Origin of the sequence: Methyloprofundus sp. (assembly GCF_965251085.1) — a bacterium.
GTDB lineage: Bacteria > Pseudomonadota > Gammaproteobacteria > Methylococcales > Methylomonadaceae > Methyloprofundus.
Genome location: NZ_OZ252594.1, coordinates 3938398 through 3953486, shown reverse-complemented (window position 1 = coordinate 3953486; position 15089 = coordinate 3938398). Strand labels below are relative to the sequence as shown.

13 protein-coding genes and 2 pseudogenes are annotated in these 15089 nt (G+C 39.3%); 2 read left to right on the top strand and 13 right to left on the bottom strand.

Annotated elements, in window-relative coordinates:
• Positions 1-95 precede the first annotated feature (95 nt).
• The 8 genes and pseudogenes from ACQY3F_RS18625 to ACQY3F_RS18590 form a co-directional block, all read right to left on the bottom strand.
• Entirely contained in the window at positions 96-581 is a 486-nt protein-coding gene (locus tag ACQY3F_RS18625) for a GNAT family N-acetyltransferase (protein ID WP_428356503.1), read from the bottom strand.
• Positions 571-861 (bottom strand): DUF1778 domain-containing protein, encoded by a 291-nt coding sequence (locus ACQY3F_RS18620; protein WP_428356502.1) that lies wholly within the window; start codon positions 859-861, stop codon positions 571-573. The genes ACQY3F_RS18625 and ACQY3F_RS18620 overlap by 11 nt, the downstream gene beginning before the upstream one ends.
• A 131-nt stretch (positions 862-992) precedes the next feature.
• Positions 993-1625 (bottom strand): peptide-methionine (S)-S-oxide reductase MsrA, encoded by a 633-nt coding sequence (msrA, locus tag ACQY3F_RS18615; protein WP_428356501.1) that lies wholly within the window; start codon positions 1623-1625, stop codon positions 993-995.
• 205 nt (positions 1626-1830) lie between these two features.
• Complete coding sequence (locus ACQY3F_RS18610; RefSeq protein ID WP_428356500.1) at positions 1831-2724, bottom strand: DUF7281 domain-containing protein; 894 nt, start codon at positions 2722-2724, stop codon at positions 1831-1833.
• Position 2725: 1 nt separating this feature from the next.
• A complete protein-coding gene (locus ACQY3F_RS18605; protein ID WP_428356499.1) occupies positions 2726-3952 on the bottom strand; it encodes a hypothetical protein in 1227 nt (408 codons plus the stop codon).
• Positions 3949-4557, bottom strand: coding sequence for a condensin complex protein MksE (locus ACQY3F_RS18600; RefSeq protein ID WP_428356498.1), 609 nt, complete (start codon positions 4555-4557; stop codon positions 3949-3951). The genes ACQY3F_RS18605 and ACQY3F_RS18600 overlap by 4 nt, the downstream gene beginning before the upstream one ends.
• 22 nt (positions 4558-4579) lie before the next feature.
• On the bottom strand, positions 4580-5776 hold the full coding sequence (locus ACQY3F_RS18595) for an ISAzo13 family transposase (RefSeq protein ID WP_428352931.1): 1197 nt from the start codon (positions 5774-5776) through the stop codon (positions 4580-4582).
• 121 nt (positions 5777-5897) lie between these two features.
• Positions 5898-7160, bottom strand: a pseudogene (locus ACQY3F_RS18590) (ATP-binding protein); the annotation flags it as partial.
• 380 nt (positions 7161-7540) lie between these two features.
• On the opposite strand from ACQY3F_RS18590, the gene ACQY3F_RS18585 reads away from it, so the two are divergent.
• Entirely contained in the window at positions 7541-8902 is a 1362-nt protein-coding gene (locus tag ACQY3F_RS18585; RefSeq protein ID WP_428352972.1) for an IS1380 family transposase, read from the top strand.
• 208 nt (positions 8903-9110) lie between these two features.
• On the opposite strand, the gene ACQY3F_RS18580 is transcribed toward ACQY3F_RS18585, so the two are convergent.
• The 4 genes from ACQY3F_RS18580 to ACQY3F_RS18565 all read right to left on the bottom strand — a co-directional run bounded on the left by ACQY3F_RS18580 (position 9111) and on the right by ACQY3F_RS18565 (position 11368).
• Positions 9111-9476 (bottom strand): hypothetical protein, encoded by a 366-nt coding sequence (locus ACQY3F_RS18580; protein ID WP_428356496.1) that lies wholly within the window; start codon positions 9474-9476, stop codon positions 9111-9113.
• A 42-nt stretch (positions 9477-9518) separates the two neighbouring features.
• Entirely contained in the window at positions 9519-10079 is a 561-nt protein-coding gene (locus tag ACQY3F_RS18575; RefSeq protein WP_428353370.1) for a NapC/NirT family cytochrome c, read from the bottom strand.
• Positions 10080-10354: 275 nt separating this feature from the next.
• A complete protein-coding gene (locus ACQY3F_RS18570) occupies positions 10355-10798 on the bottom strand; it encodes a c-type cytochrome (RefSeq protein WP_428356494.1) in 444 nt (147 codons plus the stop codon).
• A gap of 51 nt (positions 10799-10849) precedes the next feature.
• Positions 10850-11368: a hypothetical protein gene (locus ACQY3F_RS18565; protein WP_428356493.1), complete on the bottom strand. Its 519-nt coding sequence runs from the start codon at positions 11366-11368 to the stop codon at positions 10850-10852.
• 111 nt (positions 11369-11479) lie between these two features.
• Here ACQY3F_RS18565 and ACQY3F_RS18560 point away from each other — a divergent pair, with 111 nt between their 5' ends.
• Positions 11480-12676, top strand: coding sequence for an ISAzo13 family transposase (locus ACQY3F_RS18560; RefSeq protein ID WP_428352931.1), 1197 nt, complete (start codon positions 11480-11482; stop codon positions 12674-12676).
• A gap of 79 nt (positions 12677-12755) precedes the next feature.
• On the opposite strand, the pseudogene ACQY3F_RS18555 reads toward ACQY3F_RS18560, so the two are convergent.
• Positions 12756-14996, bottom strand: a pseudogene (locus ACQY3F_RS18555) (ATP-binding protein); the annotation flags it as partial.
• Positions 14997-15089 lie beyond the last annotated feature (93 nt).

Genomic DNA, 15089 nt, shown 5'->3' with positions numbered 1-15089 from the left:
GGACGGTTACTTTTCTGTCATGGAATGACCTGACCCTTAGTTTCACATCCTACGAGGAATGTTGTTTACTACAATATTTATGCTGAAAATAAACTTTAAAGCAATGGAGCAAGAGCAGATAAAGGCAAAACTAGGCGATTAGGGGAAGCGATAAGTCGTTTAAAACCGAATTTTTCATAAAATCTAGTAGCCGTTTCATCTTTAGCATCAACCACCATACCTAAAATTCCGATTTTTTCAGCCATGTCTAGTGTTGTCTTAAATGCATGAAAAAGTAATGCATCGCCAAAACCCTGCCCCTTAAAATCGTTATCTATTGCTAAACGGCCTAGCAATAAGAAAGGCGCATAAGGGTAATGCGCTAACCTTTTACCATCTGGTAATTCATTCGTCAAAACAGAGTGTGCACTAATTGAATAGTAGCCAATAATACGTGTTTCTTCTGCTAAAACATAAATACGGGTTAGGTTACGTTTTTGGTCTTGATTTGCAAAGCGTTGTAAATAAATATTAAGTACGTTAACCCCACAATCAAATTGTTGTCGATTGTGTTGTTTTGTATTTAATAACTCAAATTTCATTAGCAGCTATAATTTTTTGGTAAGTTTTTGCAGCCATTTTCATACGTTCTGTAGGTTTAGGTGGGTTATCCAGCATCGAAAAAAACAATTCCCAATCTTCAGTGTTAAAGCGAGTTCTTTCGTGCTCTGAAATAATAGCCTTAGACCTTTCTTGAATACATTGACGAATAAATTTACTTTTATCTAAATTAACATGGGCTCTTGCTTGTTCAATGAGTTGTAGCGTTTCGCTATCTATACGTACTTTTAATACATCACTTTTTATATTTTCGGTTCTCATTTTATATCTCCAGTTACGATCATTTACAGAAGTATTGTACCCACAAATGTACCTATAAACATAAAATTTAAAGGACAAGGTGTGAATCTTGAATTCAGTAAAAGAAAAAGCATTAACCGGAATTGAATACCTTAATGAAAAGCTATGCCACAACCGCTTAGTCCACAATAACCATCAGGATTTTTAGCCAGATATTGCTGGTGTTCATTTTCTGCATAGTAAAACTCCGGAGCAAGAGTAACTTCGGTGCTGATAAGGTCTAAACCCGCTTCGGTGAGGCGTTGCTGATAGTGCTGTTTTGATTCGAGTGCTGCCTCAAGTTGCTCTGTACTAGTCGCGTAAATGGCTGAGCGATACTGGGTACCTATATCATTACCCTGACGCATTCCCTGGGTTGGATTATGTGCCTGCCAGAAAAGCATCAGTAAATTCTGATAACTGATTTTCTCAGGATCAAACATCACTTTGACGACTTCGGTATGCCCGGTTAAGCCAGTGCACAGTTCTTTATAGGTAGGATTGGGTGTTATTCCACCGGCATAGCCTACTGCGGTGCTGAAGATGCCTTTTTGTTGCCAAAAAAAACGTTCGGCTCCCCAAAAACAGCCCATGGCGAAGATAGCAACCTGAATATTGTCCGGGAAGGGGGGGGCGATAGATTGAGCCGTGACAAAGTGTTTTTCTGGAATACAAATCGCGGTTGTACGGCCGGGCAGTGCTTCGTCAACTGAAGGTAGGGATAGTTTTTTTTGTGAGAAAAGCATGGTGTGAGTCCTTAATAAAAAGTTCTAAATAGGATGTTTTAGGTTTAAACCTAGAAAAATCAGTTGCTCACGGTTTCTAGCGCAAGCTCTTGATTCCACAGCACTTCCAAAAAATGTCCGCTTAACCTATGGGTGAAGCTAAAATTTTTTGAAAGCACTGTGAAACCAATATCTTGCACTATAAATTCGCGCTCAACTGATTTTTCTAGGTTATAGGGAAGAGTGATAGCGCTATGTTGTGAACATACATATGCTCTTGCCGATATGAACTGTGTTCAGTACGCAGTTGCAAAATAAGATCATTGATAGGTTTAGATAAACAAGCTGTATCGCTTATTTTCATAAGATATTTCATTGCACTCGTTTGAATATCAAAACCACTATGGCTGGCATGGCGACTTTTTAAACAATCGGTCCATGCAGCGGTTTCAGGCCCTAGCCAGTAATTTGCATGGGGAATGGTTAGCGCTATTTCCAGACCTTTTGGGTCCATATCGCTAAAAACAATAATGTTTTTATCATTTCCAAAGCGTTTTAACAAATCATAACAGGCATTCATTTTTGCGCCACTTTTGTAGTCTCCCCGATAAATCCATAGGGCATTTTGGCACAGAGGAGGTAATGTAAAGGCGCTGCATAGTTGCATGATAGGCAGGTTTTCGACGACCACTATCGATTCATGATCAATTTGATTTATGCCAGAACTCAGGCACATTAAACCCGCGCTGAGAATATGCTCTGATTGTAACTGGATTTGTTGCTTATTAAGTTGCAGGATTCCGTTAGGGCTGTTAATTAAAATATGTCCATGACTGGGAGGAAGTCGGGCTAATTTTTCATTATCGTGATGTCTGGCAATGTCCAGGCGATCATCAGGTAACTGCGTGGTAAAAAATGGGTCAATGCCAAATTCTGATTTAAGTTTACTGCGTAATTGAAATTTGTCCTGGGCAGTAAAAATCAGTTTGTCGTTTTGTCTATGTCCGCAGTGATAAAGTTCAATAACAGAAGAGCCGATCATACTCCAGGCTCGGGTCGTTGTTTGATCGGGTTTTGTTTTAATGAGATCGCTAACCCATTTGAATACTTTACGACTCACGTTATTTAATTCTACGTAGCAAAATTTCAGAAATAAGCTGGTTACCATTAAAGCCAGATAAAGTTTTGCCTTGCATTTCTAATGCGATCACTCGTTTAATGTGTTGCTGTAAACAGCAATATTGTGCAAAAACAAGGTCGAGCCAAAGATCGGGGTTAATATCAAGCTTTACAGTTTTCCAATAGTCTAAGGCGGAAATTTGATGCCCTTGTTTTTCCAGTGCCTGGGCAAATAACGTTTCTACATGTGTTTCATAAACATCACGCAGGTACTCAATGGTCGCTGTTTCTTCTGCATTAACAGCAATGGAATCCCGGGATTTATCTTTGCTAGCGATGGGTCTGGCTTGGCGCTTTAATTGCTGAATAATATTGATAAAGTCAGCTTGTAAGCTGGCTTTTGTTGTATTGATTCCGGCTTGTAATGTTAAGCCTGTTCCGCGTTGCAACATTTTAGGCACAACAGCTTCGTTGCTCCAGTCTTGCGGCTCCCATTCCGGGTGTTGTTTTAAATACTGAGCCAGTGCACGGGTACGATTAGCCGTTTGCTCCTGAAGTCTTAGGGTAAATAATAATGTTTTCATCCGGTCGACAATGCTGGCGAGTCGCTCGACGATACTTTTGTATTGATCTATAAAGCGGATGATTTTATGCGCTAACTCAGGTGGCGCGGCCCAGTTAAACCAGTTATAACAGTCATTCAGGTTGATTTGATTGAGCTCTTTAACCAACAGCTGTGCATAGGCCAGGGCACGCTCATTTTCTCTTATTTTACTGGCTAGGGAATTCACAAAGCCAAATTGACTGGTAATATTAGAAAACATCACACTTAGACTGTTTTCTAGCATTTCCATGGATTCATAAAGATTGTCGTCTATTTGTTCCAGATGGTATTTAGCCTCGTCTTGTTCGTTATGTTCAAAAGCAAAACGATAGGCTTCTATATCCTCTTCAACACCGTTAATCATTTTACTCATATCGGTATTATGCCGATAGCGCAAATTACGTAATAATAACCGGTCTATAAGATGCTTAATATCCGTGGTTAAACGATACTCATCACTGCGATCCGCGATGCGTAAAATGCCGGTTTTTTTTAGTCCTTCGATGAGCTTCTGGTTTTGGTCGTCAACATAGATGATGCCATTAATATAGGCTTCTGCGAGCAATTTATCCGCGCTGGCAAACTTTCTAATTAAGCTGGCAACTTGCTGTTGATCAAAGCTCATGTAAATAATTCCTGTTGCTGGCTTTGGTCATCAGCGGGAGCTTGTTCATCTAGCCCCAGGTCTTCGGCATCATTTAAAAATGCAATCAGCTGGTGCAGGTAATTCATTTTCCCAGTCACAATATAAAGAGTGCCATGTGGATTAGGTTTGACTAGATAGCCGTGTTTTTCCAGTTGTTGTAAAATCCAGCTTAACTGCTCAGTAATATTAGTTTTTGTTGTTTTAAAAAATGCCAGTTGTGTCAGCCGGTTCATTTGCTCAGTCAATGAAGGCTCTTGTTCTATGGCATTGAGCAGATTTTGCAGGCGTATTTCATCTCGTGCTCTGATAGGCATATCTTGCCCCAGCGCGGTCATCACCATATCCATCCATTCAACAACCGGGCGTAGCTGGGAACGGAATTCAGCAAAGGCATCTTTAATCAGGCCACGATTACTATCATCAACCAGGGTATAGGCAGAGTAAAAGATTTCATCACCTTCTAAAACACATAATTCACGATCTAGCGGCGCTAAAAAGTCAGTCACTTGCTTAAAATGTCCCTCTTGAGATAAATAAGCAAAGGCATCTGGAGTGGCGGTCTGGCAAATAAATTGACCACGCAATAAGGGAGATGGAAAGAAATAATCATCCAGAACAACCAGGAGAAATGGTCAAAAACCATTTCTCCAACGATGGCATTCGGTCAACAAACTGATAATACGTCTTCATTGCTTTTTTACCTACCTTTACTCCTGTTTCATATATTTTTTCTGTTAATTTAACAATAGGTGCTTTGCCATTGTAGGTCATACTTTTGGCAAATTTTAAAGTTGTTTCAACTGTATCCATTATGTCGCCACTAATATGATTTTCATAGGCTCCCCATACTCGTTCAATTGGGTTATATTTACTATGATAAGGAGGGTAGTAGGCCAGTTTTATCTTTATGTTGCTTTTTTCAGCAAACTCCACAAGCCTTTTTATAAACTGAGTTCTGGAGCTACTGTTCTCCATACCATTGTCAGCGTTAATTGTCAGAATATCTACTCCATATTTTTCTTGAATTTCTGGCCAAATTTCTTCCAATCGGTCAACGATGAAATCACTGCTGGCATAGCCTGCTGTAAAGAAAAGGAAAAAATCATCATGTTCAGGCAGATAAAAACCAAAAGGAGTTAACTTTTCCTTAACATCTAAATCATGATCCTCTGCTTTTGTTAAAACCCGATTTCGTCCTCCCCGTGAAAAATTTCCTATATTCATTCTTGCTTTGGCATCAATTGATATACGAATCTCTTTTGGGTTGATATCTGCCATTCCATTGACTGAATGAACTTGTTCAAAAATTGCATCCGTTTCCTTGATTTTCTTATGAGGCTTTGTTTTTTGTACCTTTTTTGGATGGTAACTCAGGTCATTTAATTTTGTATTGATAGTTTTTGAGCAAGGTAATGTTTTTTCATCGTAATAATCAATCTCCAGTAAACGTTTTCTAACTTCTTTAGCCGTTAGCCGGGTATATAATCGACAGGAATTAAAAGAGGGATCCGTTTGACACTCCGGTTCAGCAATTTTTTTTATGTCATCAAGTAGATGAGGAAAATGCTCTTCACTTTTATTACGCCCTCTCGCTGAAAAATTATCTTCTATGGGCTGAGTTTCAAGTTCATATTGTCCTTTTCGGATAGTGCCTCTATTCCATCCTAGTTTTTCTTCAGCAATACTTGCACCACCTGAGCCTAGTAGCTCCACCGTTTCAGCCATGAATATACGACGTACCGAGCCTTTTAAACGATGGGCTGTATTTATAATCCAACCTATAATGCTATCTGTTAATATCAACAAGCTTATCTGCCTAGTGTGAGAATAAATTCAGAATTCATTATTATAAATTATTGAGACACAAGCTTACTTCGTTTGGATGATTATTTCTTTCCATCTCCCTAAGGCTTCTGTTACTTGCTTAAACATGATTTTGAATCTCCGAATCGGTATGGCTCAAAAGCATTTCCAGTTTACTTTCTGGCAACTTAACCTCATGAATTTTTTGTTTATCCAAAAGATAACGGCGATTAAATAGACTGAGTACATGTCTATCCGCAATAGGTGTTGCTGACATAATATGGATATTATGTTTTTTTAACAGCGACATCATCGCTTCAATATTTTCTGGTGCCAAGTCGCCTAGTTCATCAATTGGCCAGCAAATAACAGTGTTATCCTGTTTACGTAACATAGAAGTAACGCCAGTAAAAAATGTAATCAACGCTAGGTAAGACAAGCCAGTTGAGCTAACGTCCTGCAGTTCTTTTGCATTTCTGGCATGTTTAATCTGGCCGTTTTCGATAATGCTAAACTCAATATCGAACAACGCTAAATGCTTAATTTTAAAACCAGTGGTCGGAAGGATGCTGGTTAATTCAGCCATTGCTTCGATCAAGGTATTGGGAATGTTGTTATTCCCGGTTAAAGCCACATCATTTTTGTATTCATCATAATTATCACCAAAATTTTTCAATGCTTGCCAGTACTCGAGGTCATTCATTTTAGAACGGATTTTAACGGTAATTTCACCTAGGGCATCAAAATACTTTTCTTCACTGACATGTCTGGATAAATCAGATCCGGTCGCTTTGATGACCCGCTCAAATTGACGTAAATGCTGGTAAAATGCATTAACGTCAAAAGCATGGGTGTCAATTTGTTGAATAGTGACTTGTTTTACATGAGCCACCATTTGTAGCACATTAATTAACGGTTGCTCAATTTCCAGTAGCTCAGCTTGAAAATAAGTGCCGCTTCCCTGGGCGGAATCAAGTGCTTGTTGCCATGCTTCAGCCAGCCGGCTACGATGATGTCTAGTAAATAACTGTAACAGGGTACGCTTCCCATCCTCTAGTATTTTCTCGTGCTGTTTGCGCTGTTGCACGGCATTCTGGGTCAGCCTAAATAAATTATCAGCGGCATAGTCTGGCAAGTCATTATTTAAAATAGGCTGGCAATTTTTCAGTTGATCTTTGCAATAAGTTAGCTGGCTGAGTAAGCTTTGTGCTTTATCCTGGTCTGTTTTTTTGCCGCTAATCTGTCGATTAATAGATGCTTTTTTGTTTTTATAATGGGTCTCAGATTGTTTAATCTCATCTTCAAGACGAGTGAACTGTTGTTTATACTCGATAATTTGCTGGCAGAAAATTGGCTGCTGTAGCCATTTGTTTTTTAGCCAAACCTGATATTCCCTGTCTAACTGTTGATTGTTTGTAAGCGCTCAACGAAGCACGTACTTGCCCTATTCAGGCGTATCTGATTTTTTAATATTCCAGGGCAACAAAGCCTCCACTTTATCAACCGTATCAGCATAAGGGAGATGGAAAGAAATAATCATCCAGAACAACCAGGAGAAATGGTCAAAAACCATTTCTCCAACGATGGCATTCGGTCAACAAACTGATAATACGTCTTCATTGCTTTTTTACCTACCTTTACTCCTGTTTCATATATTTTTTCTGTTACCTAAATCCTGCAAGCATTATACATAATAATCCACAAAACTCCTTATTAAACAATGATATAATATCATTTTCCTGATTTCACTATCTCATTGTTTTAATGAAGCCCTCTAAAGTATCAAAATCCTCATCTCACGTAAGAAACCGTACCCGAACGGTAAAAATGACATCTACAGCACATGGATTGACAAGCCAGGCGGGACTGATTCCCGTCGTGAAATATTTAGACAGGATAGGTTTTGAAAAAACCGTAAAACAAAGCGTTCCACATCGGCGGGGTGAAAATGCAGACCATCACTTATCTGATGTGGTTCTATTGACGTTGGTTGGCATGATGGGGGGAGCAACATCAATGGCAAAGGTGACGACCGTATGGGCAGATAGCGTACTGCGCAAAGTAGCTGGCTGGATAAAGATTCCTGTTGAAACCACAATTTTACGGATCTTTAAAGAAGTAAGTGATAGGCAGATAAGCCAGTTTGAAACGCTCACGCATACTTTGCGTGGTCAACACTGGCGGCGATTGCTTCGTTCCGGAAAATCGAAAACTGGCATACAATCCGTCCAGTGGGTCGATGTCGATTCAACTGTGGACACCGTTTGTGGTCGACAAGAAGGAAGTGCCAAAGGCTTCAACCCCAAAAAGAAAGGTGCCCGTTCATACCATCCACAACTCGCTTTTCTAGCGGAAACAAAAGAAATTTTACAAGCCTGGTTCCGGACAGGCAATGCCTTTACAAGCAATGGTGTTGTAGAATTTACCAAACAGTTACTTGCACACTTGCCCAATCGGATGCGCATTATTTTTCGCGGTGACAGTGGTTATTTTGTCGGTGATTTGCTTGAATTTCTCGATACCAGAGGGCATGGGTATCTAATAAAGGTTAAACTTAAGAATTTGAACGCATTGCTGGCCAAACAGGCCTGGACAGCCATACAAGGCCGACCCGGTTGGGAGCAGAGCGAGTTTCAATATCGTTGTGGTGGCTGGTCTCGCTCTCGTCAGTTTGTCGCGGTCAGGATAAAGCAACCTAAACAAGTGACAGGACCTCAGTCCGAGCTTTGGGATACGGCAGAATATGACTATTTTTGTTATGTAACAACTGAACCTCTATCGCCTTGGCAAACACATAAGAAGTATGGTGAACGAGCGACGTGCGAAACATGGATTGAAGAAGCAAAATCACAAATGGGTTTAGGTAAAATCAGAACGAATCAATTTCTGGCTAATGCCGCATTATTTCATTGCGCCGTTCTTGCCTACAATACCGTGCGCTGGATGGCTCAATTGAGTGGCAACAAAACGTTGTGCCAATGGGAGCCGGATACACTTCGTACTTATCTGATTCGGGTGGCTGGAAAATTACTCACAGGCAATAATCAGCTGAGAGTCAGAACACCTGCAGATCCGCTCTATCCACAGGAATGGGATGATTGGGTTAAGGTGGGGTTACTCGCTTAACATTAACCGAAGTTAAGTCACTTTGATTAAAAGGTCATGGCACGTTGGCAGGGTGTTTATTGCCTTGGGCTCGGGGGATATCCATACGATACAAAAAATTTCCTCTATTTATGATTTAAATCTGGATATTTTGATCGGTTGGACAAAGAGGGCTGGCAAAGCGGCAGTAAAAACCTAATAACCACTTAGCTAGACAGGTTAATGAGAGTCAAAATATGGGCTTGCAGGATTTAGGTTGTATATAAAATTTCGTATCGTCATATGCCGTTTTAACATCGACATTGACGAATCCCCGCTTACCCGAAATTGGATTAGGCTCTAATCGTTTTCCGGAAACTAGCAGGCTGCCCATGTCTTTTTCTTCACCTTCATGACATTCCCGGCAGCCTTTTCCCTTGCGAATTTTTTTTGCCCCTTTATGATCGGATGTCGTTAACAACCATTCCCATGAAGATTGGCCCGGATAAAATAAAGTGACTTGCATAGCTTCGACTTTGCCCCAGTCTATTGCATTAACTGAAAGGCTAAGACAGAACAATAATAAGCTAGCAATAAGTTGTTTGCTTGTTTTCATAATTATTTTTTATTTTTAATTTATGATAATAAACTTAAAGCTTTATAACATGAAGTCTTCTTCCTCTTTCTCTTCTTGCTCTAGCTCTTTATGTACTTGCTTATGGGTGATGCCTTTATGGCAATCTATACAGGTTTCATTATTTTCTTCTGCATCCCGGTGTAATTCTCGGGCTCGAAGCTTTTGTAGGGAAAAATCCATGGCTTTCTCATTATGACAGGAACGACATTCACGCGAATCCGTTTCCTTCATTCTCTGCCACTCTCGTTTAGCCAATGTCAGGCGCTTAGCCTCAAATTTTTCCAGCGTATCAATACTGCCAATGAGATGATGGTAGATATGCTTACTTGCATTGATTTTAGACAATACCAGAGGTATAAACGGCTTTGGCACATGACAGTCATCACACTCAGCACGGACACCAGAGCGATTTTTATAATGCGTTGATTGTTTATACTCCGGATAAAGAGTGGCCCTGACATAATGACAAGAAATACAAAACTCTAAATTATCAATTTTGTCGACAGCGATATTAAAGCCGGTAATTAATGTGCCACCAACAAGCACAGTAAGAAATATTATTACATAGGTTTTATAGCGCATTAGTAACAGACCTTATCTTTGACTATTCTATATTTAAAGTTATTTATCGTGACTATAATATCGCTTTGTCCCTCTCGTTAGCGACAGCGACACAAGGAATCAGTACTTTCCAGTCTCGATAAAAAAGCTATCCAAATAAATATTATAGGCGAAAAATCCAGTCAATTCTTTAAAAATTTGCGCATTAATCAAGGCCTGCCGCTAATGTGCTAACAAACAAAGTCAATAACTTCGTTTAATAAACCTCATAGCGCATTAGTAACAGGCCTTATGAACTAATGTTCCTCTATGCTATCAACTGAAAAAATAAGCTCATCTATTGAATCTAATGACATTTCTACGTCAAACATAGCATCTCCAACTTTAACATAGGGAATAGACAGCATCTGCGTCTGAAAAGAGAAGCTTGCCACAGCGCTATTGGAGGCGAAATAGGCTGCTAAATCATTAATATTTTCAGCAGTAAGAGGGCCTACGATTGCTGACATAGTAGGATCTTTTCTATCTCCTGACTTGTATTTAGTTAACTGTGTAACTAAATACGATTCCTTCTGTCCCGCAATGTTTGGCCATTGCTCACTAGGACTCATTCCACCCGTGCCGTGACAAGCAGAACATGAAGTACTCAATGCGCGACCGTTTTCGATATTACCTTCAGCTTGCGCTGTATTGATAAAAGCAAAGCTGGCGATCGCTAATAAACCCATTAGATTTTTCATAATCATCCCCTTAAAAAAGTTGTAAATATTTATTTTTATTATTATTCCTAGTTATTGAATGGCTGAAGGAGCTCTCACTTGCTCCATTAGATCATTATTCCACTCACCGCTAACGACTACCTGTGCTGCAGCACCTAGTTGTATAGCCTGAATTAAATTATGATTGAGATAAACATAGGTGCCCGGCTGTTTAAACTCATAGAGAGCAGCAACCGCACTTCCTCCCGGTATAAACCAGGTTTCTCGATCAGTGACAGGGGCATCATTAAATGACCCACCTTCCCAGACCAGGTCACCATGTCCGCCTATTAAATGTGGGCGGCTATCTTCATTTGCTTGCATGTGAAGAAATAGCACCTTCTCGCCCACCTTTGCAGTTAAAGCCTTTGCTCCGGTCATAGACCCGACGGCCCCATTAAAAACGGAGTGGCTGGGTATTAATTTTCTCATCTGTTGTAAGACATCTGGCATAGAGTCTAAAACAGAGCTGTATTGTATATAATTTCCCTCAGCATCCTTAGGAAAATAAAAGCCCTGCTCGCCTATATAATAAGCTTTATCATAGATCATTAGCGCTAAGGGAGATGGAAAGAAATAATCATCCAAACGAAGTAAGCTTGTGTCTCAATAATTTATAATAATGAATTCTGAATTTATTCTCACACTAGGCAGATAAGCTTGTTGATATTAACAGATAGCATTATAGGTTGGATTATAAATACAGCCCATCGTTTAAAAGGCTCGGTACGTCGTATATTCATGGCTGAAACGGTGGAGCTACTAGGCTCAGGTGGTGCAAGTATTGCTGAAGAAAAACTAGGATGGAATAGAGGCACTATCCGAAAAGGACAATATGAACTTGAAACTCAGCCCATAGAAGATAATTTTTCAGCGAGAGGGCGTAATAAAAGTGAAGAGCATTTTCCTCATCTACTTGATGACATAAAAAAAATTGCTGAACCGGAGTGTCAAACGGATCCCTCTTTTAATTCCTGTCGATTATATACCCGGCTAACGGCTAAAGAAGTTAGAAAACGTTTACTGGAGATTGATTATTACGATGAAAAAACATTACCTTGCTCAAAAACTATCAATACAAAATTAAATGACCTGAGTTACCATCCAAAAAAGGTACAAAAAACAAAGCCTCATAAGAAAATCAAGGAAACGGATGCAATTTTTGAACAAGTTCATTCAGTCAATGGAATGGCAGATATCAACCCAAAAGAGATTCGTATATCAATTGATGCCAAAGCAAGAATGAATATAGGAAATTTTTCACGGGGAGGACGAAATCGGGTTTTAACAAAAGCAGAGGATCATGATTTAGATGTTAAGGAAAAGTTAACTCCTTTTGGTTTTTATCTGCCTGAACATGATGATTTTTTCCTTTTCTTTACAGCAGGCTATGCCAGCAGTGATTTCATCGTTGACCGATTGGAAGAAATTTGGCCAGAAATTCAAGAAAAATATGGAGTAGATATTCTGACAATTAACGCTGACAATGGTATGGAGAACAGTAGCTCCAGAACTCAGTTTATAAAAAGGCTTGTGGAGTTTGCTGAAAAAAGCAACATAAAGATAAAACTGGCCTACTACCCTCCTTATCATAGTAAATATAACCCAATTGAACGAGTATGGGGAGCCTATGAAAATCATATTAGTGGCGACATAATGGATACAGTTGAAACAACTTTAAAATTTGCCAAAAGTATGACCTACAATGGCAAAGCACCTATTGTTAAATTAACAGAAAAAATATATGAAACAGGAGTAAAGGTAGGTAAAAAAGCAATGAAGACGTATTATCAGTTTGTTGACCGAATGCCATCGTTGGAGAAATGGTTTTTGACCATTTCTCCTGGTTGTTCTGGATGATTATTTCTTTCCATCTCCCTAGCTCTGTTTTTAATTGCTGCTCAATACGGGATTTTTCTGCTTTAAAAAGGCTTTTTTCGGACTCAATCTGAGTGTTAATTGCGATAATTGTATTTTCAGTATCCGATTGAAGGGTACCTTTGCGACTTAAATATTCCGAGTGCAGGCTTTTCTGCTGGTTAACGAAGTCACTTTCTATGGTCTGTATGGTGCGCTCACTGTCAGCAATGCTTTGCGAAAGTCTATTAATTTCAGCTTCTATCTCAAGTCGTATGGTTTCTTTTTCAGCTCTGATTTTATTATTTAAGCCATCTGTCTCACTTTGCAAATTGTCTTTAGTATGACGCTGACGTTTTACTTGTTGTTCCGCTTGGTTTTTTTCCGTCAGGCACTGCTCGCGTGATTTATTGGCTGTACTCAGGCTAGATTTTGTTTGCTCAATCTCTAGTTTAAGTTGCGTACGTTGCTCAGATAAACGTAACTCTTCTTGTTCTAAGGCCGCTTTATCCGCAGTCATGTTGGCTCTATCAGCTAGCACATCAAGGTTAATTTGTAAGCCATATAAGTTTTTGTTTAAAGGCTCTAATTGCTGTGGATCCAGATCTGTTCTTTCTAATAACTCAGGAGCAATCACACGACCAATATTTTGCGACCAGTCTGTAATTTCGCTATCTAAAAAATAGTGTAAAGAGTCTGCTGCAGGGCTGAGACGTTTAAGACATAGTCCATGGGATTTTTCAATGACTCTTAAGTCAGTGTTCTTGTTTTTTAGTTGTTGCTCAATTTCGAGGAAAGTGGCAAGGGCAGAGCTATAGTTGTCATTAGCGCTAAGTTGATTTTGTATGGCCAGGTCAGTTTCATGGCGGATTGTTTCTAGTGCTTGCAGAGTTTTATTAAGTTGCTGCTGTAATGTGTCAGAAACAGGGATATTATTTAAACGATCTCGTTTAATCTCAAGGTCAATTGTAAATTGAGATTTAGAATCATTAACGGGTTTTAATCTACTGTCTTTGTCGATTAAGTATTGGTCTTTACTTTGCTGATAAAGTGTTTCAGCTTCCCTCAGTTGTTCAACGCCGTTAAGTCTTTGTTTGCTTGATTCAATATCGAATTGTTGTATTTGATGAGTATGGCGATATTTTAAATCGCTTAATTGTTTTTCATACAGTAAATTAATTTGTTTGCTTTCATTTTCCAAAGCATCAATTTCTTCTTTAATGTCTTTTTGTTGTTGCTGGTATTGCGTCAGTAATGATGCTTTGATGGCAAAGCCTTCGGCATCTTGTTGCTCATAATCCAGCTTTTGTTTTTCTAAATTTTGAACCTTAAAATCAAGATCATCTATGAGTTTGTTGCATTCACGTAATTGTGCTTGTTTCGGTTCTAACTGTTGCTCATAATCATTTTCAAGTTGCACTCGTTGCTGCTTTAATTCAGTCAGAGACTGAGACATTGCCGTTAGCTCTGCCTGCCTGGATTTATGTTCTCTTAAGGCTAAGCCATGCAGATGAGATAATTCATTAAGCGTGTCTTTTAACGTGCTAATGGTTTGCAATAAAATATCAAAATCTTCTCGTTTATCTTCTAGCTCGTGTACTGCATTTAGATCTGCCAGCCAGGCATCAATATCATTCTTATTGAGTTGAAACGGGGCTTTGTCTTGTTCCCGGTCGAGTAAATTCTGGCTGAGTTTGTCACGCGAAATATCAATCAGCATTTGTTTGATGGTATCGAAGTCGCCAATTTTTTTAATCACTGAGCTAATGACTTTTTCGATATGAGTAATGGGCGCAGAGGCCATTGCAAATCGACTTTGCAACGGACGCAACCATTTTTTGCCACTACTAACAGATTGACATTGAATAATATTGCAGTAATCATCAACCCCCATAAGCTTTGATGGTTCAGCTTCTTTCCTATAAAGTTGAGTTACTGAAGCGGAGTCACGAGGGATGCTGTTTTCAGCTATATAGTATTCTTGGTTATAGGGAGCATCTATAAATCTATACTTTGCACCACGGCCATCGCTTTGGATCATAACGTGACAGATTTGCTTTAAGGGGCGTTGATATTCATAGATCAAATAACTGCTATTACGCGGCAAATAGTATTCAATAAAGCCTTTTTTACTACCCGTACCACCGACTATATTACTCGGGCGCTCACCCCAGAATAGCTGTATTAAACGTAAGAATGTCGTTTTTCCGGCACCGTTAGTTCCACTAAGGTTGATATGACCGTCTAAATCCAGTAACACGGTTTTTCCAGCCCAGAAGCTGTCTATTAAAATAATTTTTTTCAGCTGATAAGTATCAGACATAGTTTTCCTTATAGTGAGCACTTATTGAAACTTGTGGGCAGCGTGTTTTTTAGGGATGGAGAGGGCAGAAGATAATTGGGGTATTGCATATGC